Source organism: Vibrio sp. 5S239 (assembly GCF_041439575.1).
In the GTDB taxonomy this organism is placed as follows: domain Bacteria; phylum Pseudomonadota; class Gammaproteobacteria; order Enterobacterales; family Vibrionaceae; genus Vibrio; species Vibrio kanaloae.
On record NZ_JBGOOM010000011.1, the window covers coordinates 107887 to 133311 of the forward strand.

At 43.4% G+C, this 25425-nt stretch carries 24 protein-coding genes, 1 other RNA gene and 1 pseudogene; 9 read left to right on the plus strand and 17 right to left on the minus strand.

The genetic code is table 11. The features are described from left to right. Positions 1-368 precede the first annotated feature (368 nt). The 3 genes and pseudogenes from ACED48_RS11130 to ACED48_RS11140 all read left to right on the plus strand — a co-directional run. Positions 369-1688, plus strand: coding sequence for an AarF/ABC1/UbiB kinase family protein (locus ACED48_RS11130; protein WP_017056983.1), 1320 nt, complete (start codon positions 369-371; stop codon positions 1686-1688). 105 nt (positions 1689-1793) lie between these two features. After that, positions 1794-2339, plus strand: coding sequence for a glutathione peroxidase (locus tag ACED48_RS11135; protein ID WP_017056982.1), 546 nt, complete (start codon positions 1794-1796; stop codon positions 2337-2339). Positions 2340-2363: 24 nt separating this feature from the next. Continuing rightward, positions 2364-2453, plus strand: a pseudogene (locus ACED48_RS11140) (DUF3429 domain-containing protein); the annotation flags it as partial. Positions 2454-2470: 17 nt separating this feature from the next. On the opposite strand, the gene ACED48_RS11145 reads toward ACED48_RS11140, so the two are convergent. The 7 genes from ACED48_RS11145 to ACED48_RS11175 all read right to left on the minus strand — a co-directional run bounded on the left by ACED48_RS11145 (position 2471) and on the right by ACED48_RS11175 (position 8904). Beyond that, positions 2471-2905, minus strand: a complete 435-nt coding sequence (locus ACED48_RS11145) for an N-acetyltransferase (RefSeq protein ID WP_017056981.1) — start codon at positions 2903-2905, stop codon at positions 2471-2473. 342 nt (positions 2906-3247) lie between these two features. After that, positions 3248-4684, minus strand: a complete 1437-nt coding sequence (locus ACED48_RS11150) for a lipopolysaccharide biosynthesis protein (protein ID WP_017056980.1) — start codon at positions 4682-4684, stop codon at positions 3248-3250. A gap of 16 nt (positions 4685-4700) precedes the next feature. Beyond that, positions 4701-5627 carry a glycosyltransferase family A protein gene (locus tag ACED48_RS11155; RefSeq protein ID WP_017056979.1) on the minus strand — a complete coding sequence of 309 codons (927 nt, stop codon included), beginning with the start codon at positions 5625-5627 and terminating at the stop codon, positions 4701-4703. 406 nt (positions 5628-6033) lie between these two features. Further along, positions 6034-6825, minus strand: coding sequence for a ribonuclease H family protein (locus ACED48_RS11160; RefSeq protein WP_017056978.1), 792 nt, complete (start codon positions 6823-6825; stop codon positions 6034-6036). A gap of 81 nt (positions 6826-6906) precedes the next feature. Continuing rightward, entirely contained in the window at positions 6907-7236 is a 330-nt protein-coding gene (locus ACED48_RS11165) for an AzlD domain-containing protein (RefSeq protein WP_017056977.1), read from the minus strand. A gap of 2 nt (positions 7237-7238) precedes the next feature. Beyond that, entirely contained in the window at positions 7239-7967 is a 729-nt protein-coding gene (locus ACED48_RS11170; protein ID WP_017056976.1) for an AzlC family ABC transporter permease, read from the minus strand. 103 nt (positions 7968-8070) lie between these two features. Continuing rightward, positions 8071-8904 carry an AraC family transcriptional regulator gene (locus ACED48_RS11175; RefSeq protein WP_017056975.1) on the minus strand — a complete coding sequence of 278 codons (834 nt, stop codon included), beginning with the start codon at positions 8902-8904 and terminating at the stop codon, positions 8071-8073. A 309-nt stretch (positions 8905-9213) separates the two neighbouring features. On the opposite strand from ACED48_RS11175, the gene ACED48_RS11180 reads away from it, so the two are divergent. Further along, positions 9214-9975 carry a transporter substrate-binding domain-containing protein gene (locus ACED48_RS11180; RefSeq protein ID WP_017056974.1) on the plus strand — a complete coding sequence of 254 codons (762 nt, stop codon included), beginning with the start codon at positions 9214-9216 and terminating at the stop codon, positions 9973-9975. Positions 9976-10101: 126 nt separating this feature from the next. Here ACED48_RS11180 and ffs read toward each other — a convergent pair. After that, positions 10102-10198: signal recognition particle sRNA small type (ffs, locus tag ACED48_RS11185), an RNA gene on the minus strand. Between the two features lie 195 nt (positions 10199-10393). Then, entirely contained in the window at positions 10394-11137 is a 744-nt protein-coding gene (locus ACED48_RS11190) for a hypothetical protein (protein WP_017056973.1), read from the minus strand. 51 nt (positions 11138-11188) lie between these two features. Here ACED48_RS11190 and ACED48_RS11195 point away from each other — a divergent pair, with 51 nt between their 5' ends. Further along, positions 11189-11491, plus strand: a complete 303-nt coding sequence (locus tag ACED48_RS11195) for an MGMT family protein (protein ID WP_017056972.1) — start codon at positions 11189-11191, stop codon at positions 11489-11491. A 75-nt stretch (positions 11492-11566) separates the two neighbouring features. Here ACED48_RS11195 and ACED48_RS11200 read toward each other — a convergent pair whose 3' ends face one another. Further along, positions 11567-12007: a YbaY family lipoprotein gene (locus ACED48_RS11200; RefSeq protein ID WP_017056971.1), complete on the minus strand. Its 441-nt coding sequence runs from the start codon at positions 12005-12007 to the stop codon at positions 11567-11569. A gap of 168 nt (positions 12008-12175) precedes the next feature. Between ACED48_RS11200 and tesB the strand changes: the two genes are divergently transcribed. Beyond that, positions 12176-13036 (plus strand): acyl-CoA thioesterase II, encoded by an 861-nt coding sequence (gene tesB / locus ACED48_RS11205; RefSeq protein WP_029627063.1) that lies wholly within the window; start codon positions 12176-12178, stop codon positions 13034-13036. A 105-nt stretch (positions 13037-13141) separates the two neighbouring features. Here the strand turns inward: tesB and ACED48_RS11210 are convergent, their stop codons facing one another. Both ACED48_RS11210 and ACED48_RS11215 read right to left on the minus strand, forming a co-directional pair. Further along, positions 13142-13807 (minus strand): hypothetical protein, encoded by a 666-nt coding sequence (locus ACED48_RS11210; RefSeq protein WP_017056969.1) that lies wholly within the window; start codon positions 13805-13807, stop codon positions 13142-13144. Positions 13808-13944: 137 nt separating this feature from the next. Continuing rightward, positions 13945-14400 carry an Lrp/AsnC family transcriptional regulator gene (locus ACED48_RS11215; RefSeq protein ID WP_017056968.1) on the minus strand — a complete coding sequence of 152 codons (456 nt, stop codon included), beginning with the start codon at positions 14398-14400 and terminating at the stop codon, positions 13945-13947. Between the two features lie 145 nt (positions 14401-14545). On the opposite strand from ACED48_RS11215, the gene ACED48_RS11220 reads away from it, so the two are divergent. Next, complete coding sequence (locus ACED48_RS11220) at positions 14546-15613, plus strand: PLP-dependent cysteine synthase family protein (RefSeq protein ID WP_017056967.1); 1068 nt, start codon at positions 14546-14548, stop codon at positions 15611-15613. Positions 15614-15723: 110 nt separating this feature from the next. Here ACED48_RS11220 and ACED48_RS11225 read toward each other — a convergent pair whose 3' ends face one another. From ACED48_RS11225 to ACED48_RS11235, 3 genes are read right to left on the minus strand one after another with little or no spacing between them, the layout of a single operon-like run. Next, complete coding sequence (locus ACED48_RS11225; RefSeq protein ID WP_017056966.1) at positions 15724-16506, minus strand: TSUP family transporter; 783 nt, start codon at positions 16504-16506, stop codon at positions 15724-15726. Positions 16507-16526: 20 nt separating this feature from the next. Then, on the minus strand, positions 16527-17399 hold the full coding sequence (locus tag ACED48_RS11230) for an NAD(P)-dependent oxidoreductase (RefSeq protein ID WP_017056965.1): 873 nt from the start codon (positions 17397-17399) through the stop codon (positions 16527-16529). A gap of 10 nt (positions 17400-17409) precedes the next feature. Next, on the minus strand, positions 17410-18429 hold the full coding sequence (locus ACED48_RS11235; protein ID WP_017056964.1) for a TauD/TfdA family dioxygenase: 1020 nt from the start codon (positions 18427-18429) through the stop codon (positions 17410-17412). Positions 18430-18612: 183 nt separating this feature from the next. Between ACED48_RS11235 and ACED48_RS11240 the strand changes: the two genes are divergently transcribed. Next, the gene (locus ACED48_RS11240; RefSeq protein ID WP_017056963.1) at positions 18613-19953 is read left to right on the plus strand and encodes a PLP-dependent aminotransferase family protein; all 1341 of its coding nucleotides are present in this window, start codon (positions 18613-18615) and stop codon (positions 19951-19953) included. Between the two features lie 249 nt (positions 19954-20202). Then, positions 20203-20526: a DUF1244 domain-containing protein gene (locus tag ACED48_RS11245; RefSeq protein ID WP_017056962.1), complete on the plus strand. Its 324-nt coding sequence runs from the start codon at positions 20203-20205 to the stop codon at positions 20524-20526. 96 nt (positions 20527-20622) lie between these two features. On the opposite strand, the gene vexH is transcribed toward ACED48_RS11245, so the two are convergent. Both vexH and ACED48_RS11255 read right to left on the minus strand, forming a co-directional pair. Next, a complete protein-coding gene (gene vexH / locus ACED48_RS11250) occupies positions 20623-23736 on the minus strand; it encodes a vibriobactin export RND transporter permease subunit VexH (RefSeq protein WP_017056961.1) in 3114 nt (1037 codons plus the stop codon). Further along, on the minus strand, positions 23736-24812 hold the full coding sequence (locus ACED48_RS11255) for an efflux RND transporter periplasmic adaptor subunit (RefSeq protein WP_017056960.1): 1077 nt from the start codon (positions 24810-24812) through the stop codon (positions 23736-23738). Before ACED48_RS11255 ends, vexH begins: the two co-directional genes overlap by 1 nt. Between the last annotated feature and the right edge of the window lie 613 nt (positions 24813-25425).

The following is a 25425-nucleotide window of genomic DNA, read 5'->3' on the forward strand; positions in this document are numbered from 1 at the left end:
CCACTCGCAACTTTGTAATACACCACACCAAACAGCGCAGCAAAAACTAAAACGGTAGCCGCGACTTTTAACCAAATAAACTTCATGTTTTGTCCTTTAAATTCTGTTTACTGTTTCGCGAGACAAATTACCACAACAAAACATTCGGTTGGGTAATGATTTATAGAACTTTGTAGTCATACCAATCACAGTAAGTAAGTGGTCAAAAATAGCGCAGGAAAAAAGCTGGAGAACAAGGCGGATTTTTTCGATAAGTAGTTATTCTACAATCAAAAAATCTAACGACGTTATCGAGATTTTTAACAAGCTAGGGTGAACAGTTATTTACTACGATTGGTATCAATCTTGATAACTAAGTGAGAACCTTTATGTCGGCAAAAGAAAGAAATCTACCTACCCATCGCATTTCAAGATTCAGTAAGTTTGCCTCGCTGGCAACAAGGGTCGCGGGTAATGTGCTAACGGAAGGCACCAAGCAAATAGCACAAGGCAACAGGCCCAAAGCAAAAGACTTACTGCTAACGCCACAAAACATTGCTCGTCTAACCGATCAACTCGCATACCTGCGCGGTGCAGCAATGAAACTGGGGCAGATGCTATCAATGGATGCAGGAGATATCTTAGAACCCGAATTAGCCAACATTCTCGCTCGCCTGCGTTCAGACGCTGACCCACTGCCAGCAAAACAGCTCAGCCAAGTGTTAGAAAATTCACTCGGAATGAACTGGAAGGCGGAGTTTATCTCCTTCAACTTTAAGCCCATCGCCAGTGCGTCCATCGGTCAGGTTCACCGAGCGTATAGCGACTCTGGAGACAAACTTGCCATAAAAGTCCAATACCCTGGTATTCGAAAAAGCATCGACAGTGATGTGGACAACGTTGGTACATTGCTCAATATTGTGGGGTTGATACCAAAGTCAGTCGATTACAAAGGCTTGTTAGAAGAGGCAAAAAAACAACTACATGATGAAGCCGACTATGCTCGCGAGGCTGACTATGCGACTCGTTATCACAATGCATTAAAAGAGCACTCTCACTTCGTAGTGCCTAAGATTCATCCGCAAGTCTCTTCAGAATCAGTGCTCGCGATGGACTTCATTGAAGGCGTCTCGATAGAGCAAATAGAAGGTTACGACCAAAGCACCCGTGATTTTGTGATGCACAGCTTGCTCGAGCTTCTGTTCAGAGAGTTATTCGACTTCAAGATGGTGCAAACCGATCCCAATTTCGCCAACTATCTCTACGTTGAAAACACCCGACAGATTGGGCTTTTAGATTTTGGAGCAACACGTGAATATAGCGACCGCTTCAGTGATGGCTACCGTTTGGCTTTTACCTCTGTGATTAATCAAGACGAATCAGGGCTCAATCAAGCACTCGAACAGATTGGATTTTTTAGCGAGACGATTCTTCCCGATCAACGCCAAGCGATTCTAAACCTCGTAAAAATGGCCTGTGAGCCGATGTTGGTTGACGAGGAGTACGATTTCAAAGCCAGTGGTTTAGCCCAAAGGCTTCGTGAAGCAGGAACCATTCTCAGCATGGAGCAAGAGTATTGGCATACCCCACCCGCCGATGCCCTATTCCTCCACCGAAAGATTGGAGGCATGTACCTGCTGGCATCTCGCCTTGGAGCCAAGGTCAATATCAAGCGCTTGGTGGCGCCCTATTTACTAAGCGACAATTGATACTTAAGCGACGGTTGATACTGAAGCGATTCTGGTCTTTAAAGTGATCATTTTAAGTCGTTGAACAGTAATAACAGTTACGCCAACTAAAATTGAGTCAGACTTATGAAACATTCACTGCTGTGCTCCACCGCCCTAATCGCGAGCCTAACAAGTTCATTCGCTTTTTCAGCAAGCTGCCCTGAGATACTCAAAGGCAAACAACGCTTGTTGAACTCAACCGAGGAAATTGCCCTGTGTGATGAGTTTCAAGGCAAGACTCTTTTGGTGGTTAATACCGCGAGCCAATGTGGATTCACGCCACAGTTTGAACAACTCGAGCAGCTCCATCAAACCTATAAAGACCAAGGCTTCACGGTTATCGGCTTTCCAAGTAATGATTTTCGCCAAGATAGAGGAAGCGAAGAGAAATCCGCTAAAATCTGCTACCTAGATTATGGCGTCACCTTTCCGATGATGGCGCGCGCTTCACTCTCTGGGCCTGACGCAAATCCAGTCTTTGCCGAAATCCAACAACAAGCCGGTATCAAACCGAAATGGAATTTCTACAAGTTCTTGGTCAGCAAAGAAGGCAAAGTGATAGCAACCTTCCCGAGTTCTACATCGCCAACCAGTAGTACCCTCAAAAATGCAATAGAGCAGCAGTTATGAAGGCCGACTACATGGCGACAATTCAAAGGCCAAGGGCCCGATAGCTGCGTTGACATGGGATCGCGGCTCTTCTCTAGCGTCGTGTTAATGCACGGTATCGTGATGTTGACCTAGATCTGTGAGCCTTTAATCTAGATGATGAGCTGCATCACCAACCTTGGCTCATCATCACCAAAGTAGTTTTCTTCTTGTTTAATAGTAGAGAATCCCATCGATGCATAGAGTGCACAGGCCGATTCGTTATTAGGATCCACGGTGAGCATTACCTTGGAGCCTTGGTCCGCTCCATCTATCGCCTGCTCCATCAATGAACGACCTACTCCCATTCCTCGATAGTGACTCTCAACGGCCAATGACAGAATCCAGTACTCTTGTGATTTGTTCGTTGGTGTCATTAATACATAACCTGCAACCTGTAACTCTTGTTTCGCTACCAACAAGCCCTTTCCCCAGCAATCAAATGCCTGACGAAAGAAAACCAATGGATAAGCATGCTCGCCAAACAAAGCATGTTCAAGCTGGTAAATATCAGCCAATTCTTGTTTTTCTGCACAAGTAATATTCATAGATAGACCTTAATAGATTTGACTACAACCCCCTTCAACTGGTGAAGCCAACCAAGTTAGTAGCTTTACTCTTAATCAATGGTTGTACTTTGAAGCCTCAGGGTTGTTACGCGCGACTAATATATTCGTGACTTATATTAGGGTCCAGCTTTTCACGACTATTAATTGCTTTACTAGAACTTCACGAAAATGAGAAAGGATTAACATTCACTTATTCATACCTCTTTCCATAGCTAACCTATAAATACGTTCTAATCCAAAAGATTATACACGGTGTTTTATTGTGGCTGTTTAGACTTTTACTCGCTTAACGAAACACTGAATAGCCCGAGTGACATGCTTTTAGCTGACATGCGAACACTTGCCGAGCGTCAATTTATCAAGCAAAGTTTGAGGAATAACGATGACCGAGTATTTGATAAAGGCCACCAGCGTGATTAGACCAACAACAGTTCCAAGAATAAAATCATGGACATCAACCAACACCAATCCCAGAAGTTGATCGCTCACTATCGCCACTAATGCAATACTGACTGCGACGACACACTTGCTATGTTCATAAGGTAATGGTTCCATCGTTTGACTGACAAAATACAAAAGCATGAGTCGCACGGAATAAGTTGCACAAAGAACGGCGACAACCCCCCACACTCCATGAATGGGCGTCACTGTAAAATAGCCAATGGCCGCCAAGATCGCACATCCACCTTGAATCCACATCTGAGATTGACTTGAGTCACCGCTAAAACAACCTAGATTCAAATAGTCACCTGCATTTTTGATAACGCTAATGGTAAGCAGCGCGACAACAATGGTCCCCGCATAGTGGTAACTGCTTGGTAAAATTAGAGATATAAAACCCGGCACGGTTAGAATCATCAAACACCCCAACACAATGGCCAGGTTCACGCCGACCAGCGCTCTGTCCGCACACTCTTTCTTGCCGTCAGGTTGTTGCAGCATGGCCACCCGATTTGGAAACCACCACAGGGCGTAAGGCTGCAGTAGCAAACCAAGAAGCAACGCAAACTTGCCACTGACCGCATAGATTGCTAACTCTTCAACGCCAACAAAGCTCGCCATGACCCAGCGGTCTAGCCCTGTGATCATATACATCGAAGCACCACCAACTAACGTAGGCAATCCAAATTTTAGAATCTTAGATGAGTACTTGAGGCTGCCAAATGTGCCCATTTCTTGCCATTGATAACGTACTAAGCAAACCATCAACAACACGCTAGATACGGCAGCAGAGATCAACACACCATCAATCCCATACCCGGACTCAAGCAATGCAAAAGTCATGATGGCTTGCACACTTGCCTTCAGTACATTGAGCATGCAAAAACGTTTCGCCATTGCGTTCATTCGCATTAAGGTCAGCGGGATAGAAATCGCACCATCGAGCATGGTAGGGATAAGCAGGAGTAGGATTTGGTACGGCTGGAACTCAACGGGCAGCATTAAGATTAACAACGGCATACTGAGGGCAATCAAAGCGCCCCCAAGCACGCACACTAAGACACTCAATGTGAAACAGTTTGAGATAAACTTTTTCTTTTCTTCGCCCTCAGCAACGCCAACATATCGATACATGGCCTCAACAATGCCGAAGCTAAAAAGTATCGTTCCGATGTCAGCCAACAAGACTATAGCTTCTAATGAACCGTATTCTGCCAACGTCATCTTATGGGTGATATAGGGAATCATTACGAGTGATATCCCTTTCATCATTAATATGCCGATGGCGTAATAAGCAGACTGCTTTAACGAACCCATAGTCGTTACCTATCCCTTACCAAGCTGGCGTTAGGAAACTCTTACAGTCTCCAATTAGGTGTCGCAATGTGCGTTTTTGAGGTGACATGACCAAAGAACGGAAACTGTAGGCAACGGCCTGTCTGTTCTGTTGTAAACCTCGATAATAGTCAGCGTAGCCTTCTAATATTCTCGCTTTTGCGATTTTGAAGCTTGAAGTGGGTAGATTCCAACGCTCACTATCATTTTGGTAACGCTGAAGAATAGATTCTATAGACTGCAGGTTTCTCAGCTTAAGACTTTCAGTTTGAGTGACGGAACTCGCTCTCATCAAGTAGCCAACCTGCACTGAGTTCAACACACCAACCTGATGATTTTCACTCATTCGGAGCCACAATTCCCAATCTTCACCATATTTGATGTCTGCATTAAAACTGTCGGTTTGAGAAAACACCTCAGCCTTGACCATAACGGTCGAGGTCCCAATCACGTTGTTTTCGATGATGAACTCGAGAGGGTTCTCGATATTGATGAACAACTCGTCTTGATCTTGAAATTGTGACCAATAACTAAAACAGTCAACAATCACTTGGTAATCTTCAGTAAGGTGTTCGTAGTTAGTAAAACTCATCGCTAGATCGGGGAAGCGTTGATGAAATTCGAGTTGGCGCTCAATTTTCTCTGGAAACCAGAAGTCGTCCGCATCTAAGAAAGCGATGTATTCTCCCGAAGCTTTTTCTATACCAAGATTTCTCGCTTGAGGCGCACCAACACCCAAAGTGGGTATAGTAATAATGCGTTCATCATCTATCGACGCGAGATACGTTGACGTTCCATCATTGCTATTATCATCGATAATGATCAACTCAACGTCGTGATATGTCTGTTTGAGCACGCTGCCGATGGCTTTCGGAAGATAGCTTAAACAATTATAGGTCGGGATAATGACACTCACTTTAACCATGATGACGCTCTCATATTTACATGTTATACCACTAACGTTGCATGTTCTGTGCCGTACAATTCCAGTGAATAAATCACAATAATATCAGCCATCTAAGTACCGATTCGCAAAATGACGAAGAAGACAAATAGTAAATAAACTCACAATGTCAAATTGATTACCATTTTGAAAAGATGACAAGTATCCAGGTGATAGACCTCAGAAACGAAATGGGATGAACGCAAGAACAAGAGTCGAGCAACGCTTCAACTCATTTAAGCAAACACAAGCGTTATCTCACTGAATAGAGAATCCAGCTTATTAGATTGGTGAATAGCCTTAATAAATAGATGGGAACAAAAAACCAAGCGTTACATTGAAGAAAACTGTAGCGCTTGGTTAGTTATGTTTTAATTATCGACCCTTCTTAACCAGCTCGCAGAGCTAAGATTTCGGTTAGATCGTCAGTTTCTGAATATCGACTCAAGTTTTGCTCTTTAGAAGAAATCGCCACAATAGACATGCGGTCGGCCAGTTCATTGCCTTCAATACCCACGTGACCGTTAACATGGTGGATGGTAATTTGAGATGCGAGTTCTTGGTAAAGTGCATAAGCAGGCTTGATGATATCGAGGTTTTTGATCTCACCACCCGACTTGGTCCAACCCTTTTTCTCCCAACCTGATGCCCACTTAGTAATGCAGTCTATCGAGTATTTCGAGTCGCAATAAATCGCAACCGACAAACCCGCTTGCCGCTTTTCTTTTGCAAGGATGAGTGCTTGCTTCAAACCTTGCAGTTCCGCGGTATTATTAGTGCCCATTGGTTGATACAAGCCATACCACAACTCGGTTAGCTCATTCTTCAAGTAGACCGCTAAGCCTGTACCCGCTTCACCAGGGTTTGGCTCACAAGCCCCATCGGTAAAGATCTTGATGTCAAAAGGCATATCCGTAATTTGCTGCTCAGAAAGAGGCGAGACTTTCACTTTCTTAGGCTTACCCGCAGCACTTGGCTTGGTCGATGAAGATCCAGATGTTGAAGTAGAACTAGACGCAGAAGATGCTTTACCGCCGAAAGCAGACTCTGCTTCGCCTAATGTTGGAAACGATTTATATCTCGCGCCTGCAAAACCATCGACCTGAGTTTTACACTCGTTCCAAGTGGTAAAAATACCCGGTGTGCGACCTTTCCAAACCACATAATATTTCTTAGCCAAATTAACTCCTTACCAAAACCTAAATACACAAATAGTGAATAAAGACATTAGAAGTCACCACGCCATACGTTGCAAGGTCAATCAGTTAAAAAGGAAATCAACTGCGACGAGATTGTAGAACAAAAACACCGCCATGCTGACGCCGATCGTTAGTAGCACATTGCCTGTTTTCCATATCAACACGCCAGTCACAAGAGCGCCTATCAAATAAGGATTCTCAAGGCTTGGCCAAAATGTCTGCTCCGGTGCAAACACAATCGGCCCCCAAATCGCAGTCAGCACCGCGGGGCTTGAATAGCGTAACAGGCGACGCGTGGTTTGATTTAATCGAAGCGGGATTGCAGGCTCAAGAAACAGATACCGACTAAAGAACACAATCGCCGTCATGAGTAATATCGTTAACCAAATCATCTCTATTTACCCTCCACAATTGGCTTATTGCCATTGTTTCGCTCTTGAAACGACTCACTGGAAAAGCCAGCTAGCATGCCAGCAATCGCCGCAATCATTAGACCGCCTTCAACGTTATTCACCGCCATAGCAACCGAAGTAACCAATGAAACCACCACACACACGACAACAGGCAATGTTCTGATTAATGGAAAAACCAACGCAATAAAAGTCGCGGCTACCGCAAAGTCGAGACCAATTTCATTGAGCGACGGGATTTGGCTTCCTGCGACTATGCCAACGAAGCTTGCGATATTCCAAATAAGGTAAAAAACACCACCGACACCCGCAGCGTACCAACGATTAAACTCTTGTTGAGACTGTCCACTGCATATCGCAAACAGTTCGTCGGTGAGCCAAAAGCCGAGTAGCAAACGCCAACGAGCCGGAAGGTGACTGATTTTGTCGCGCATCGATACACTGTATAAAAAGTGCCTTGAGGTGATAAACAAAGTGGTCAGCAGCATAGTGCCAAGGCCAATGCCCGCTTTAAACATACCCGCAGCGACCAATTGCGCCGAGCCTGCGAACAAAATCGCCGACATCGCTTGTGCTTGTAGTTGATTCAGTCCAGCATCTATTGCGTATGATCCCGCAAGAACTCCCCACGGGATCACTGCGATACTTAGAGGCATTCCGGCTAAAACGCCCTTCCATAATTGAGTGCGCCTATCCATTTTTTGACTATCCATATTATTCTTTTCTCTCTTCACATTGGCTATTCAATGTAAAAACACCTGAATGGATTCGATTGCATAAACTTGCTCAATTTAACAACCGAATTAACGAGTCGATTTAGAGCATTTTGATGTATTGCCCCGGCGTGTAGCCATTGGCTTTTTTAAAGTGTCGATGAAAGTGGCTTTGATCGTGAAAACCACATTCTTGAGCGGTATCTGAAATCGAATGTCCTTGCTTCAACAACTTCCGAGATAGCCTCAACCGAGACTGAATCTGATACGCATGTGGCGGAAGACCAAACTCTTTTTGGAAAGAGCGCACTAAATGAAACGGGCTTAAAGCTGCCAGTTTAGAGAGTTCTTCTAAGGAGACATCGGCTTGAGGAAAGTCATCTAAAAACTCTTTAACCAGAACAAGCTGACGCTGAGTTTTTCCATCCAATTGAGGCTTAAGGCTAGATTTCCCATGTCGACTAATCAACTTAACCAACATCCCGTACATCAATGTTTCACGTAACAAACGATTATCCGATTCATCAATCGCATTGAACACTAGCCTTAATTGGTTAGCGAGTTCAGGGTCTTCAACCACCGCTCTTGGGAAATAAGGCGCGCCGTAATTCGGTAGGTTAAGCTCTTGGGTAATCTTGGCGAGTTGCTCAGGAAGTGGATACATTGCGCGATACGCCCAACCACCTTCAGTAGCAGAGTGACCGCTATGCACTTCATCGGCGTTCACTAGAATAATGGCATCTCGAGGTGCGATATGATGCCCGCCCGTTCGATAGAAACGTTGAGCGCCCTGCTCAATAACACCAAGCGTGTACCCCTCGTGGCTATGGCGTGAGAAGTTCTGCTTTTCATATTCAGCATTCAGGATTTCAAGGCCACCGAGTTCTTCTGTGATCTTATATTCGGCCTTTTCTTTAGAACGTTTCTTGTTCTCCATAACAATTCCCAAGCCTGTTAATTATCGAGCGACTTATCAGTCTACTCTATAGGCTCTTTCAGCTTTTGTACAAAATTGCGCATTTGATCATTAACACAATTTTTATAGTGGGCTTTGAGTGCTCGATAACGATTTCTGATTGGGAGAGAACTTGATATAAGTGGTTGGTGAAAAATTGGAAAATCAGAGAGTCAATCAGACCCATCGTTTATACATTTATGTCTTAGTTCACATCGATGTGCATCCGCATTGATAAATATTAACAAGTAGTTAACTATCTACAGCTATTATTACTATAAGGAAATAAAAATGAAATGGATATTCGTTGCATTCGTCAGTGTGTTCTCTGCACTCACATACGCCAAAGATTGGCAGCAAATTCGCTTTACTGTTGAGGGAGCCTACCCACCGTTCAGTTGGACAACACAGGACGGAAAACTAGAGGGATTTGAGGTCGATTTAGCCAACGCGCTTTGTATCGAATTAGGGGTAAAGTGCATCATCTCCAAAACAGATTGGGACGGTATTATCCCTTCACTATTGAGTCGTAAGAACGATGCGATAATTGCAGCCATGACGATTACCGAAGAGCGTGAAAAAAAAGTTAACTTCACCATTCCATACGCCAAAGTCCCAACTCGTTTCGTGATGAAGAAAGATCGAGAGATCAATATGAGTGACGACAGCTTGAATGACCTAACTATCGGAGTTCAGCGTGCAACAATCGGAGATAAGTACCTTTCTGAAATATACCCGGATATAGATATTCGCCGCTACGGTACCTTCGATGAAGCATTTACAGACTTGTTGAATGGTCGTCTCGATACTGTGTTTGGTGGTTCAATAGGACTAAATGCTGGTTTCCTTGAAACAGAACAAGGCAAGGACTACCACTTTACAGGCCCTAAATTCACAGAAGAGAAATGGTTTGGTCGTGGTATTGGTGTAGCAGTCAGAAAGCAAGATAACGAACTAAAAGATCTTATTGATAGTGGCATACAAAAGCTTATCGACAATGGTCAACATCAAAAAATCGCGAGTAAATATTTTACATACAGTATTTACGATTAGCAGGATGACAGTCAAATGATGCAAAAATGGTTGTTTACACTTCTTGATTAACTTTGAATAGATGCTGTTGTAGAAGCTAAAGATAGCAAAAAGCCGCTCGTTAAGAGCGGCTTTTTTTAAAGGGTGGGAACCCAGCCACATCCCGGCACACAAGTCACTCGCTGCGGCTGCTCCCTTCCAGGCCTGACCGAGTTCACGAGTTATTGTTGCGGGAGGACCAGGCCCCCATAGATTCGATTTCTAAGAGGTTTGCCTCAAAGAGTGATTGGATTATTCAGCATCACAGCAACCATTGCAAGCCCTTACACCTTATTTTTTAACAATTGCTGCTTAAGTGCTTATCCTTTATCCAAACCATTAAAAAATCGCAGGTAAATTCACCATTTACCTACATTTAGGAGCAATGGTTTCTATAGGGCTAGATATCGATGTCTTCGTTATCTTCTGTCCTAATGATGTAATCTGTCATCCATGCGGTAGTCAGCAAGCATAGCCAAACCACAAAAACAGGGCTTGGCACCTCAATACTTGGGGTGACCACCAACACAGCAAACCCTACTGTTGGTAATGTCCAACACAATAACTTATTCCAACGAAAGGTTTTCAAGCGCATTAGAGTTTCCATTGAAGCCATAATGCCGGTAACACATAAGGCAACCAAGGCCGCATAAGGTAAATCGGCTATCCATAATGGCAGTATTAAGCCTAATGACCACCAGCTGTGTCGGCTGGCTGGCTTAAGATGATTTGCCGCCCACCAAATCACAATGATTGATAAGGTTTGAAGTATGGTAACCCACGGAACGCCTTCAAGCTTGCCAGCTGATTGCGTGACCATAATTCCGACCTGCAAAGTAGTCACTATCAGGCCAGAAATAATCACGACAGACAAACTACTTCTTCTTGAAAAGACCACCATAAGTAGTGGGAATAGAACCCATGCGCTGACAGAAAGTGTGATTGGCTGTAAAGGAAGGGTTAAACCGTAAGTAGTCATGGAAATAAGCAAAGCTAATCCTGCAATCCCTCCTTGCGGTAAAATCCATAACGCAGGAATAACCATCGCAAGCACTGGGATGTCACCGTCACTTAAACTGATTGCTCTCGCGCAAATAACCGCTAATAATGTTGTAATTAGAAACTGAAATGTCGAAAACACCATAGCTCTCTCCTTCTACCGATCCGTGGTATTAATGAACTAGGAACATTTAGTATGGACCAATTTTTGAGCCAAATCTTTGCTGTGATTCACCAAATTCCATATGGAAGAGTAACAACTTATGGAGACATAGCACGTTTTTCAGGTTTTCCGGGCTATGCGCGGCATGTAGGAAAAGCGCTGGGGAACTTACCAGAAGGAAGCAAACTGCCTTGGTATCGGGTGATCAACAGTAACGGAGAGATCTCTTTGAAGGGTGATTCGTTTTATCGTCAGAAGAAACATCTGGTTGAAGAAGGGATTGAAGTAAGTGACGCAGGAAAAGTCAAACTCAGAATATACAAATGGCAGCCCTAGAGCTGCCATCAATCGCCGATTCAACAGGCTAAGTTAAGCTAATTAAGATGCCTTAAAAGTGGTATCCACGACTAATTAACGAACACCAACCAAGCGTAGGTCTGCTTGTTGCGTGTTTTCAACGTCTGTAATCACTGACTTAATCGTATCAGTTGTGAAACGCAGTTTGCCGTCAACATGAATCGTTGCGCGCATGTTGTAACGGTGGTTAGGTTGAATTTTGTTGTTATCGTAGCTCAGTTCGAATGCGAACGGTACTTGCTTACCGTCAGTGGTGAATTCTTGAGTTGCGATAACCGTTGATGGCGCGTCAGCCAGTGAAATATCTTCTAGCGTTACGGTCACCACTGCATTCTCAGGCAATGCAATTCTTTCGCGATAACTTACTGTTCCTGAAATTACTTGAGCGTTGTCTGCAACCACTCCCTGAGAAGTGTTGGTTTCTGATGTTGCTTGGCAGCCAACAAGTAGACCAAACGATACTAAAGATGTAATAAGAATTAGAGCCTTTTTCATATTCAATTTCTCTCAACATGTTTACCGGATTCGGCAAATCTACACACCGATTATAAGAGAGCTTTTATATTCTGTCTTGAAACCCTATGATTTATTGACAGATATCTGACTAAGCTAAATGATTAGCATCATAATCTGACACTCATTTTACGAAGAGGAATGCTGGCGATGAGTCAACCTTTACAAGAATTACTAAGTTTACTTCAGCTAGAGAAACTGGAAGAAGGTTTATTCCGTGGGCAAAGTGAGAACCTCGGTCTGCCTCAGGTTTACGGTGGTCAGGTACTGGGACAAGCACTTTCCGCTGCTCGCTATACCGTTCAAGACGACCGTAGCGTTCACTCGTTCCACAGCTATTTTCTATTCCCCGGCGATCCTGAAAAGCCAATTATCTACGATGTTGAGAACCTAAGAGATGGGCGAAGCTTCAGCACGCGCCGTGTGAAAGCGATTCAAAATGGCCGCCCTATTTTTTATCTCACGGCTTCTTATCACGGTGATGCTCCAGGCTTTGAGCACCAGATTTCAATGCCTGATATTCCTGGGCCAGAGAACTATGCATCGGAAACCGAGTTAGCGAGCCACATTGCTGAATTTCTACCAAAGAAGCTACGCAAAACCTTTTGTGGCGAAAAACCGATTGAGATGCGCCCTGTAACGGTCGTGAATCCACTCAACCCTAAGAAGACAGATGCGAAACAGTACCTTTGGGTAAGAGCAAATGGCGCAGTGCCAAACAACCAATTGATTCACCAATACTTGCTTGCTTACGCATCTGATTGGGGATTCTTGGTGACAGCGCTTCACCCTCATGAAGTTTCTATCATGACGCCGAACTTCCAAGTCGCGACGATTGACCATTCAATTTGGTTCCACCGCCCATTTAAGATGGATGAATGGCTTCTTTATGCGATTGAAAGCCCGACGGCGGCGAACACTCGTGGCTTAGTTCGCGGCGAAATCTTTAATCAGAAAGGTGAGCTCGTAGCGACAGCCGTTCAAGAAGGTGTGATGCGCTTTACTAAATAGCGATCAAACGTTGTTTTAAAAGCCACAATAAAAGAGAGGCCAAGTTTAATACCTAGCCTCTCTTTTTAATTCTAGCGATAAGTCATTACATAGAGTTCGTAACCCCTACTCAACCTCTAACGTAGGTTCGAATTCGCTTTGTACTCGCGTTTTTATGCCGTCTCCAGCGTCTCGCAGTAAATTAAATGGCGATAGCACTACGCCTTTCACCGCTCCTTCTGCTGCACCTTGAGCCAATGCTTTACTCTTATCGGCTAGCAAGTTGGCTTGATCTAAAATACCCGGCACTTCGGCTCTCAGCATTTCAGATTCAGCAATCACCACCGGAATCGTTTGTTCGCGGTAAGACTTACTTTCAGCCAGCATAGGTGGCATTACGTCTACTCGGTATCGTTTCAACTCAGTCAATGTTGACGGAATCACATCCATTCTTATCTGCTTCACTTCCGTTCGAACGTTTTTCACTTCATCCAAAATGGACGGGATTTTACTGTCGACCGATGAAACAGTCTGATTCACTTTCTCGGCGGTTCTTCTTACATCTTCAACAGTAGCTAACACGTGCGGGGCAAGTTCATCGATATGCTCAGCAAACGCTAACCACTCTTCGACTTTCAGGCCCTTAGTCAATACTGATAAATCTTCGATGACTTTAGGGTAAGTATCCACAATTTCACCGACTTTATTAGTAAACGAATAGATGGTGTAACCCAAGTAAAAAATGGCGACAGCTAACACCAGTTGGATAGCGGTAGATACTTTTGTAAACATGGAAAATCCTTTTCTTTATCTCGTCAAAGCGATGTCTAAGCTTAAATTATATCTAACCAGAAACTATTTAGCCGAAACTATGTATGACTCATAATGTCGCGAATAAGGTCAGCTAAACAAAGTTGTTCTAAGATGCATTACAGCGGCAGTGCTGTTGTGTACTTTAATGGCTCCATCGCAAACGTCGAGGTCACATTGGAAATTCCATCAATACTGTTAACCAATCGTTTGTAGAAGTCATCAAAGCACTTCATGTCTTTAACCTGCACCTTCATCATATAATCATATTCGCCAGCCATGCGATAGAACTCCATCACTTCTGGAAATTCAGATACAGTATTCACAAAACGACCATACCACTCATGAGAATGATCACTGGTTTTCACTAATACGAACGCGGTAAAGGAAAGATCCAGTTTTTCCGGGTTTAGCAGCGCGACTCTTTTCTCAATGATGCCGTTCTCTTCGAGGCGCTTAAGCCTTTTCCAACAAGGCGTTGTGGTGAGGTTGACCGCTTCAGAAATATCGTTCAATGACAGCGTACTGTCTTCTTGCAGTAATCCTAATATCTTTTTGTCTACGGCATCAATCATATTTCTACCAAACTTAACTTAAGAGAAAAATTTTCTACGATTTAAACAAAACAAAGCAAATATGGCAAAGTTTTTCTCCGGGATTATCGCTAAATTAGAACCATATCAACCCTAAAAATTCCTACAAAAAATCAAGAGAACGCCTATGTGTACTGACCATCAATGGATTAACAATGCAATTCGAAAAATTGAAGCTGACTATCAACGTTCAGCGGATACGCACCTTATCAAACTCGATTTACCAAGTATCGAAGGCATTGATATTTATCTCAAAGATGAAAGTACACACCCAACGGGATCATTGAAGCATCGTTTAGCGCGATCTCTATTCTTATATGCTATCTGTAATGGTTGGGTTGGCCCAGAAACAACGATCATTGAATCTTCGTCAGGCAGTACAGCAGTGTCTGAAGCGTACTTTGCTCGACTACTTGGCCTGCCGTTTATTGCGGTAATGCCAAAATGCACAGCAAAGAGGAAAATAGAGCAGATTGAATTCTACGGCGGTCAAGCGCATCTTGTCGATCGGTCTGATCAAATCTATGCTGAGTCTCATCGTTTAGCTGAAGAACTCAATGGTCACTACATGGACCAATTTACTTACGCTGAACGTGCAACTGACTGGCGTGGTAACAACAACATCGCGAACTCGATTTTCAATCAAATGCAGATGGAAGATCACCCAGTTCCAACTTGGGTGGTAATGAGCCCAGGAACAGGCGGAACTTCAGCGACTATTGGCCGTTTTATTCGCTACCAACAACATGAAACTAAACTTTGTGTTGTTGACCCTGAAAATTCGGTATTCCACGAATACTTCCAAACAGGCAACGCGGACGTAAAAGGCAGTACATTCAGCAAGATAGAAGGTATTGGTCGCCCACGTGCAGAACCAAGCTTCATTCCTGGTGTGGTTGACGAAATGCGCAAAATTCCAGACGCAGCAAGCATCGCAACCACACATTGGTTGTCTAACATTCTTGGCCGCAAGGTTGGCGCATCAACGGGTACAAACATGTACGGTGTGCTTCAGCTAGCCAGTGAAATGAAAGCGCGTGGCGAAAAAGGTTCTATTGTAACTTTGCTATGTGACAGCGGTGAGCGCTACCTAGATACTTACTTCAATGGCGAATGGGTAAACCTGAATATCGGTGACCTGCAACCTTATACAGCGAAGCTAGAAGCTTTCTCGCAAACGGGCGAGATCGTTTAAGGGCGATAGTACGTACCTGTTACAAAATAAAAAAGAGCCCTTAATGGTGATGCCGTTCACTCTTAAGTGAACGGCATTAGTTTCATTGTGTAGACTTTTGTGGCTAGTTTTTAGAGCAGGAATTTATAACCTAGCGAAATCATCAGTAGACTGAGTGAGACTGATATGGTCCGTTGAATCAGTTTGGCACCATACTTCATGGCCGATGAACTCCCGACATGGTTACCAAGTAAATTCATTGCTGCTAAAGGTATTGCCAGCAAATATAAGACATTACCTGCAATCATAAATGCGAATAATGCGCCGATGTTGGAAGAAAAGTTAAACAGCTTTGAAGTCGCTGATGCCGAAACTAAATCGAATCTAAGTAAGTAATGTAAAGCTAGAATTAAAAAACTACCTGTACCTGGACCGAAAAATCCGTCATAGAAACCAATGATAAATACAGCGGCTGGAACGCCAAATAAAATTACTTTTTTGTTGATTGGATCTGAATTTTCTTCATTACGATTCTTCTTAGGAATGAAAGATAAAATAATTCCGAACGGAAGCATAAAAAGAATGATTTTTCCGATTGTATCAGGGTCAAAGTAAAGGATCGCTTGTGCACCCGCATACGCACCTATGAGGCCGGCTGGGATACCAGTTGCCGCTGCGGTCCAAATTACTTTCTTATTTCGAACAAAGTTTCGAATAGCTGCGATAGTGCCTAATGTGCTGACAATTTTTTCTTGCCCCAGAGCTAATTGAGGTGGCAATCCTGCAAGGATAAAAGATGGCACTAAGATTAACCCTCCACCGCCAGCTACGGAGTCAATGAACCCGGCCGCAAAGGCCGATACCATTAATGCTATTAGTATTAAAAGTGTAATGTCGTTACCGAAGAGTTCCATACTGAAAATTCCTGTCGAAGTTATCGCTCGTAGATTTTGAAAAGCACAGAAGTATCCATACGACCAAAACCTTGCTGCTGTAGAGATTGATATTCACTGTCTATTTTTTCTGTTAACGGAAGCGTAACACCCATCTTATTAGCTTCATTTAGGCAAATGCTGAGATCTTTGTGCATCCAGTCAATAGCAAAACCAAAATCGAACTTATCTTGCGACATAGTCACGGCTCTATTCTCCATTTGCCACGAACCTGCGGCACCATGCTTTAATACATCAACTAATTGGTTAATATTGAGATCTGCTTTTTTTGCCAGAAGGAGACCTTCGCTTAGCCCTTTTAATACACCTGCAATACAGATTTGATTAACCATCTTACTGCGCTGTCCCTGGCCATTTTTACCCATTAAAGTCGATTGCTTAGCATAGCTTTTCATCACGGGCTCTACGCGATCAAAAACAGTTTGTTCACCACCACACATAATTGTCAGAGCTGCATTTTCAGCTCCTGCCTGACCACCTGATACTGGAGCATCGATAAACGAAATATTCTTTTCCATACATGCTCTAGCCAATTCCTCTGCAAGCTCTGCAGATGTTGTCGTGTGGTCAACCAAAACAGAGCCTGTAACCATACTTGCGAGTACACCGTCTTCTCCATATACAACACTTCTTACGTCGTCATCATTCCCTACGCATAAAAACACAATGTCACAGTTAGTCGCAGCTAACCCTGGAGTTGGCTGGTATTCACTAGAAAATTCTTGCGCCCATAATTTTGCTTTGCTTTCTGTACGATTAAACACTTTGGTCTTGTACCCTGCTTTTGCAAGATGACCCGCCATTGGAAAACCCATTACACCTAAACCAATAAAAGCGACGTTGTTTGATTTCATTTTATTTTCCTTAATCTTTTCCAATATGTTGAAATTCTGGGAAGGCTGGAACGATACGCTCTAATGTACTCATCCCAAACAGGCGAGCTAGCCAGCGGTCTGAACCATCCGATCTGGATTTAAAACCTTCACGGCTATGTAGAAGCCGTTGGTTCTTAATTATCAGTAAGTCACCTGGTTGATATACCACGTGTTGTTTTAATGACTCGTTTTGTAGCTGCGCTTCTAGCATAACTAATGCCGCCGCAGCGCTCTCGGTAAGAGGAGTGGTATTTTCCTTGTCATAGCGACATAACATCACGCCGTCTTCGCCCATTACCAAAATAGGAAGATGACTCGAACGAGATTGAGTGAATGAATCAGGGCGGTCAATTCGGAAGTGAGGTTGGCATAGTTCATTGACGACACCGTGACTTAGTTGACCAATCAAATCATCCAATAGAATAAAATTTGATCGAACCTTGAGATCAGAACGCAATGCCATAAGTGATAGAAACTCAGGGCAACCGCTTCGTTCTCTTACGATCTCACACGCTAACGGTAGATCTGGGTTATCAACATGGTGACTAAAGGTAAAGGTAGAACCGTGAGATGATTTTTCATTTAAAGCACCAAGAGCAGGTACCACATGCCTAAACAAGAAGCCTTTATTTTCATTTTGATATGACACAGGTTCAATCCGGATAGATTGATATATGCCAATATGTATGGCGCTAGCTAAAGGTATTTTTGATGGTGGTACATAGCCATTATAGGGTGTCGCACATAAATTGCCATCAACAGGTAATCCGCGGATAATTAAGGCACATCGCTCACCATCTGACTTAAAACTTTGAATAGTATTGATTACTTCATCATTTAAGCTGTGTTTTACGACGTTTCCAAGCCACTCTCTTGCGTTAAGCCACTCATGATCCTCTCTAAACCGCAAGTTACTGAAAGCACTTTTCAGCTTATTAGCAGCTTCATATGATACATGTACTTCTTGAACACTTTGTTTTTTAAGTGTCCCTACCTTTTCTTTTAGCATTTCTTAAGCCTAATCTGATGTTGTTATTGTTTATATTGATTTATATCAATGTTGTTTACATATAGATTATTTCTTAAATTGAACTATGTCAATGTAAGGTTTTGTTTTTATTTAAAAGAGTAAAAACTAAAAAGACATATGTTATAATCGAGTAAAAATCAGGATTGTCCGAGGAGGCACCTTGTGAGCAATAGTAAATTCATTCATATCGCAGAAGTTATAGAGCAGAAAATTGAAACAGGTGAGTTCCCACCAAGCTCAAAACTACCCACTCATCGATTACTTGCAAGGGAGCTAGGCACTACGCCCGCAACCGTTGCAAAAGCTTATAAGTTGCTTAATGACAAAGGATGCTTGGAGTCATTTATTGGACGCGGTACGTTCGTTCGAGCTAACTCAGAACTTGATAAAGCCATCCAAGCTCCCGATAAAGAAAAGAACTATAACTTCTCTATACTTCAACCTTGTCTAGAAAGAAATGTACCTGCGTTGAAAAATGCCTACCGGCAATCAGCGGATTTACTGACCTCTGACGTTGTTGGATATGTTGAGCATTCAGGGCATGACGATCATAGAGCGGCTGGTGTTAAATGGGCGGAAAAATACGGCTTAGAGGGAGCAAACAGCGAGAATATGTTGCTGACGAATGGTGCTCAACACGCTTTGTCTTTACTCATTGATGCTTTAACAAAGCCTGGGGATACTATTCTAGTCGAACGACTTACCTATCCAGGCATCCTGGCCATTGTAAACATGTCAGACCGTCATGTAATTGGTGTCGATCTTGATGAATATGGTTTATGTCCAAAAGCTTTGGCGAGTGAAATTGATGCACACCAAGCCGCCATGGTGATAACTGTTCCTAGCCATCAGAACCCAACAGGGCTCTCAATGCCTGAATCCCGAAAAAAGGAAATAGCACAAGTTATTAACGATAAGAGAGTTTGGTTAGTTGAAGATGATATTTATTGCTTTTTAGATGATGAACCAATACCTCCAATAGCTAATTTTGCTCCAGATTATACGTTCCACATTTCAGCACTATCTAAAGCTATCAGCCCTGCTATGCGTTGTGGTTACCTAAAAGCCCCTGAAAGTCAGATAACAGCTCTTAATGCTAATATTAGAACTAACATTTGGCTTGCGTCTCCAATTAATTTTATTGCAGCGACTTTGTTGATTGAATCCGGTGATGCTTTTCGGTTAGCGGATCAACAAAGAGAAGTTGCGAATGAAAGGCAGAAGATGGTGAGGGAGATTTTTACTTCTATAGAGTTCACGGCGTCTGGATATCATATTTGGTTACCACTACCTGCTCATTGGCAGCCAGATCGATTTGCTATGGAAGCCAAAAACCGAGGTGTAATAGTTACTAGCGGTAGTTACTTCTGCGCAAATAATGAAAGTACGCCACATGTCAGATTATCTTTGATGTCTATTGGGAATGAGGCTCGATTGAGAGATGGCTTGAATCAGCTCCAACTACTATTGGACTCTGACATTAATAGCTTTTTCCCATATTAAGGAATCGAACAAATGGTTTTGAAGTAACTAAGGCGTAAATTAGCTTGGTGGAAGCCTACCCTTTTGCATCGCCACCATACCAGTAAACACAAGCTCTCAACATTATGATAAAACCTCAACACAATTGAATCATCAGTAAAACAGAGGCAAATATCGTTACCAGAGTTGATGAGTCGAGTCTTTGCATCAATAACCTAGCAATGTAGACTCAATACTCATAGACAATAAAACTCATAAAAGGAAGAGATTGTGGCGCAATTTAAATATAAACAACTAACCCAAGAAGAACAAGATAAGCTGGATGCTGCAGCATTTCGTCGACTATTGGCGCATTTAGACTCTAATAAAGAGGTCGCTAATATAGACTTAATGATTTTAGCGGGTTTCTGCCGAAATTGTTTTAGCAAATGGTATGCTGCTGAAGCTGAATCTATAGGCGCTGACCTGAACTTGGACGACGCTCGAGAACGTGTCTATGGGATGACATATGACGAATGGAAGAGTAACCACCAACCAAAAGCGACTCCAGAGCAATTAAAAGCATTTGAAGCTAGCCAGGCAAAAAAGAAATAAAGTGTCCATACTATAAAAGCCTGCAATTCGCTAGGAGCAAACGCAGGCTTTTCAATATTGTTACACTATTCCATGTTCATTAACCGTGCGTGTTTATTAGCCGTGAGAGGTTCTTCCAACGTTGTCATGGCTCAGCTCTTTATTAAGCTCCGCTTCCACGTGACCCGGAGAACGTGTTGAGCCAGAAATCAGGCGATACATCGCAGGGATAACGAACAGAGTAACTAAGGTCGCAAAGCCCATACCAAAGAAAATAACTGTACCCACAGCGACTCGGCTTTCATAGCCAGCACCTGTCGAGATAATCAATGGAATCGCACCTGCTAGCGTCGTAAACGCCGTCATTAAGATTGGGCGCAAACGTCGCGCTGAAGCATCGATGATCGCCTTTTCAAACTCAATACCAAGGTCACGTAGTTGGTTAGCAAACTCCACGATCAAAATACCGTTCTTAGTCACCATACCGATCAACATAATCATACCAATCTGGCTGTACACGTTGAGCCCTTGGTCCATCAGCACCAAACCTAAGAAGCCACCAAAGATACCCATAGGTACGGTGAACATCACCACCAGTGGGTTAATGAAGCTCTCAAACTGCGCGGCCAATACCAAATACGCCACTAACATAGCTAATGCAAACACAATTAAGATACTTGACTGGTTCTCTTTGAAGTCTTTTGATTCGCCCGAGTAGCTCACTGATATGTCACCCGGTAGCTGCTCAATCGCTTGTTGATCAAGGAAACCCAGAGCATCGCCCAGCGTGTAACCTTCCATGAGGTTCGCTTTGATGGTTACTGACTTCTGCTTGTTGTAGTGCGACAAACGAATCGATGACGCCACTTCTTCAATGTGCGTCAGCGTATCAAGCGTTACTAGCTCGCCAGACTGAGTTCGCATGTAAATTTGACTCAAGTCATTCGCATTGTTAAAACTATTCTCATCACCACGTAGGTAAACATCATACTCTTCACCGCGTTCAACAAACGTTGTTTCACTCTTACCACCAAGCATGATTTCTAATGTATCTGAAATGTCTAAGACGCTCACACCCAACTCTGCTGCACGCTGTTTGTCTACCGTAACCAATAACTCTGGTGTTTTTTCAGAGTAATCGATATCCGCACCTTCCATCATTGGAGAGTCTTCAGCCGCTTGCTTTAGTATTTCGCCCCACTTTTGTAATTCCGAGTAATCAGAGCCGCCCAACACAAACTGTACTGGCTCACTAGAGCCGCCTTGGAAACCTGGCATGAACGGGAATACACGCACATCAGGAATACCATTCAAAGATTTTCGAACTTCGTTCAATGCTTCTTGCGCCGTCACATTTCGCTCGTCCCAATCTTCTAGGATCATGATAACGAAACCTGTTTGGTCACCCGCATTTCCCCCAAACGCTGGTGATTGAATGCTGAATGATTTCAAGAAACCTTGACCAAGCAACGGCATTAAGCGCTCTTCAACAATGTCCATGTTGGCAGACATACGGTTGTAACTGGTTGCATCAGCACCACGAACAAACGCAAAGATAACGCCACGGTCTTCTTGTGGAGTTAGTTGTGAAGGCACTTGTTGCATTAAGCCATAACTGCCGCCCATGCAAGCGATGATGATGATTGGAGCAGCCCAACGCCAGTTTAGCGCGCGGCGCAATACCGCTTTGTATCCAGCTTCTAGCTTGCCAAACACACGTTCTACAAATCGATTGAAGCGGTTTGGTTTTACATTTGCTTTTAGAATCTTACTGCCAAGAACTGGCGTTAGCGTTAATGCCACCACAGATGAGAAGATCACCGACATCGCCAACAATACCGAGAACTCAGTAAACAGAAGGCCTACCATGCCATCCATAAACGAGATCGGTAGGAACACCATGACCAGAACTAGCGTGGTCGCGATTACCGCAAAGCCTACTTCACGCGTCCCTTTATAAGCGGCAAGCAGTGGCGATTCGCCGCGTTCAATGTGGTGGAAAATGTTCTCTACTACCACGATCGCGTCATCTACCACCAGGCCGATAGACAGGATCAGTGCCATCAAGGTAATCAGGTTTATAGAGAAGCCGAAGTAGTACGCCGCAATAAACGACGAGATCAAAGAAACAGGAACAGTTACCGCAGGGATCAGGGTTGCACGTGCTTGGCCAATAAAGATGTAAAGCACAAGGATAACCAAGCCCCCTGTGATAAAGAGCGTGCTGTAAACCTCTGAAATCGAACGGTCGATAAACACCGTTGAGTCATAATCGACAGCAAGACGAGTACCATCAGGCAAGAATTTTTGAATTGCTTCGACTTCTTTATGGACTAAGTCAGCAACCTCAAGTGGGTTCGCATCTGACTGAGGTACAATGCCCATACTGACGTTAACCACGCCGTCACTTTTAAAGGTTGAGTTTTCATTTTCTGCGCCAATGTAAACATCAGCCACGTCTTTCAAGTAGATAGGTGTGTTATCTGAAGCTCGTTTTACTACTAAGTATTCAAAATCTTTTGCTTGGGTATACGAACGAGCAGTACGAACCGACATCACAATTGCATCGTTACGCACTTCACCACCAGGGCTTTCAATGTTCTCACTGTTTAACGCCGATGTAATATCAGAAGCAGTTACGCCACGTCCCGCCATCTCAGCAGGTTTCAGCTTCACGTACATTACTTTGTACAAGCCGCCAGAAATATCCACTGAACTCACACCAGAGATCAAACTAAAGCGATCAATCAACACACGCTCGGTGTAATCGGTTAACTGCGTTCGGTCCATCTCGGTTGAGCTGAGGTTGATGTAAACCGACGCTTCACCACTACCATTGTTCTTATAGACAATTGGATCGTCGGCTTCATCAGGTAACGATCGCTGTGCTCGAGCGACTGCATCACGCACATCACTCACACCGGTATTTAGATCATAACCCAACTCAAAGGTGATCGTGATTCGTGACGAGCCGTTTCGGGTAGTCGACTCAATTTCATCGATACCGCTAATGCCGGAGAGCTGGTCTTCAAGATTAGAAGTAATCTGGCTCTCAATGATGGTGGCTGATGCCCCTTCATATCGAGTACTAATCGATACTACCGGGCTTTCAATATCTGGCATCTCACGAACTGCGAGCTTGCTAAACGATACAAGACCAAACACAACCAAAAGCAAGCTCAGTACGATAGCTGCTACTGGTCTCTTGACTGAAACATCAGATAACAACATTAGTTAGCGCCTTCTTGTGTTGCTGCATTACCATCAAGATTAGCTGAGCGATTAACGGCGAGTTCTTGAACCAACACGCCATCGCGCATATTCACGATGCCTTGCACCACAATCTTCTGACCAATCTCGATACCTTTATCAATCACGACTTCGTTATCAATACGCGCGCCCAAGAACACTTCTGTTCGAGTTGCCTTGTTATCTTCGCCAATCACGTAAACAAAACGTTTCGTACCAGAGTATTCCAATGCTTGAACCGGGATAATCGGAGCTTCAACTGGTGGGAAGTCCATATTAGCTGCCACTAACATACCCGGTTTCAAGTAATCATTGTTGTTATCAAAGTGGATTCGAACTCGTAAATTCAAGGTTTCAGCGTTGATACGTGAATCAATGCCAACCACTGTGCCAGTGAACTGAGTATCACCCCATGCACTGGTGCGAGCCGTTACTGTCATGCCTTTAGACAATTTAGAAAGGTAACGCTCAGGAATTTGGAGATCTAGCTGCATGACAGATAGATCATCTAAGGTCACAAGTTCAGTACCGGATGTCACCATTTTACCGCGGCTAAAGTCGATAAAGCCGACGGTACCAGAGAAGGGAGCACTGATATGAAGATCTTTCAGATTGGCATTTGCGGCAGCTAAGCGAGCATTCGCAATCTCAACATTGGTTTTCTGCGCGTCAATTTCAGTTTGCGTAATCGCGTTACGTTTCACTAGTCGTTGAAATTCCGCTAGCTTACGCTTTTCATCTTTTAGGTACGCTTGCGCCTCTGCAACCGCGGCTTTGGCTTTGTCGTCATCTAATTGGACCAACATTTGCCCTTTAGTGACATCTTGATTAGCTTTAATATTGATAGAGTCAACCCTGCCCGCTACTTCAGAAGTAATGATCACAGATTGCTCGGCTTCTAACTTACCGACCAAAGAAAGAGACTGACTGACTTGATGGACATCGACCTGTTCAGTAACAACAGTGACAGCGCTTGGGCCCATCAGTTTTGCTAGTGTGGTTGGAGACGCCGTAACAATCGAAAAGATAAAGAGGGGTAAAACAGATTTACGCTTCATAATAATGGTCTGCAAGTAAGGTTATACCAATACACAGTGAGCAAGTGGTCAGAAATAGCGCAGGAAAAAGGCTTGAGAACAAGGCAGCTCTTTTCAACAGATAGTTTCGATAAGTAGTTATTCTACAATCAAAATATCTGACGCTGTTCTCGAGCATTTTAGCAAGCTAGGATGACACCTTGATTTACTACGATTGGTATTATTATCTATAAATGAAATTAACCGTATTCTATCAACTGATGAATGTTATAACGTCAAGAAGTGTAAATCTAAATTAAATTCTGTTTACCTTTCTTCAATAACTAAACAAACCTAACACAATACAGAAAGTTAATTACCTCAAGGTGTTACTAATCAATACGTAAACCTTAATACAGATGTTCACTTCACGAGCAATATGCGTACTTTTCGCCATCTTTGCCCAAAAAGAAAGCATTTAACACAAAACCATAAGAAAAACCCTTTACAGGTTTAACGTGTTTGCTATGATGCGCTCCGCACTTGAGAGATGCGTTGGGAAAAACATCTCTTTAGCCTATCCATTATGAGTTAGGAAAAACACCCTGGAGGGGTTCCCGAGTGGCCAAAGGGAGCAGACTGTAAATCTGCCGGC

Bases quoted from the DNA above. Each gene is read 5' to 3' on its own strand.
- vexH (WP_017056961.1), bottom strand. From the start codon at position 23,736: ATGTTGTTATCTGATGTTTCAGTCAAGAGACCAGTAGCAGCTATCGTA.
- ACED48_RS11155 (WP_017056979.1), bottom strand. From the start codon at position 5,627: ATGGTTAAAGTGAGTGTCATTATCCCGACCTATAATTGTTTAAGCTAT.
- ACED48_RS11145 (WP_017056981.1), bottom strand. From the start codon at position 2,905: ATGAATATTACTTGTGCAGAAAAACAAGAATTGGCTGATATTTACCAG.
- ACED48_RS11135 (WP_017056982.1), top strand. From the start codon at position 1,794: ATGAAACATTCACTGCTGTGCTCCACCGCCCTAATCGCGAGCCTAACA.
- ACED48_RS11210 (WP_017056969.1), bottom strand. From the start codon at position 13,807: ATGTTTACAAAAGTATCTACCGCTATCCAACTGGTGTTAGCTGTCGCC.
- ACED48_RS11220 (WP_017056967.1), top strand. From the start codon at position 14,546: ATGTGTACTGACCATCAATGGATTAACAATGCAATTCGAAAAATTGAA.
- ACED48_RS11150 (WP_017056980.1), bottom strand. From the start codon at position 4,684: ATGGGTTCGTTAAAGCAGTCTGCTTATTACGCCATCGGCATATTAATG.
- ACED48_RS11230 (WP_017056965.1), bottom strand. From the start codon at position 17,399: ATGAAATCAAACAACGTCGCTTTTATTGGTTTAGGTGTAATGGGTTTT.
- ACED48_RS11170 (WP_017056976.1), bottom strand. From the start codon at position 7,967: ATGGATAGTCAAAAAATGGATAGGCGCACTCAATTATGGAAGGGCGTT.
- ACED48_RS11180 (WP_017056974.1), top strand. From the start codon at position 9,214: ATGAAATGGATATTCGTTGCATTCGTCAGTGTGTTCTCTGCACTCACA.
- ACED48_RS11200 (WP_017056971.1), bottom strand. From the start codon at position 12,007: ATGAAAAAGGCTCTAATTCTTATTACATCTTTAGTATCGTTTGGTCTA.
- ACED48_RS11130 (WP_017056983.1), top strand. From the start codon at position 369: ATGTCGGCAAAAGAAAGAAATCTACCTACCCATCGCATTTCAAGATTC.
- ACED48_RS11175 (WP_017056975.1), bottom strand. From the start codon at position 8,904: ATGGAGAACAAGAAACGTTCTAAAGAAAAGGCCGAATATAAGATCACA.
- tesB (WP_029627063.1), top strand. From the start codon at position 12,176: ATGAGTCAACCTTTACAAGAATTACTAAGTTTACTTCAGCTAGAGAAA.
- ACED48_RS11165 (WP_017056977.1), bottom strand. From the start codon at position 7,236: ATGATTTGGTTAACGATATTACTCATGACGGCGATTGTGTTCTTTAGT.
- ACED48_RS11225 (WP_017056966.1), bottom strand. From the start codon at position 16,506: ATGGAACTCTTCGGTAACGACATTACACTTTTAATACTAATAGCATTA.
- ACED48_RS11255 (WP_017056960.1), bottom strand. From the start codon at position 24,812: ATGAAGCGTAAATCTGTTTTACCCCTCTTTATCTTTTCGATTGTTACG.
- ACED48_RS11215 (WP_017056968.1), bottom strand. From the start codon at position 14,400: ATGATTGATGCCGTAGACAAAAAGATATTAGGATTACTGCAAGAAGAC.
- ACED48_RS11195 (WP_017056972.1), top strand. From the start codon at position 11,189: ATGGACCAATTTTTGAGCCAAATCTTTGCTGTGATTCACCAAATTCCA.
- ACED48_RS11235 (WP_017056964.1), bottom strand. From the start codon at position 18,429: ATGCTAAAAGAAAAGGTAGGGACACTTAAAAAACAAAGTGTTCAAGAA.
- ACED48_RS11190 (WP_017056973.1), bottom strand. From the start codon at position 11,137: ATGGTGTTTTCGACATTTCAGTTTCTAATTACAACATTATTAGCGGTT.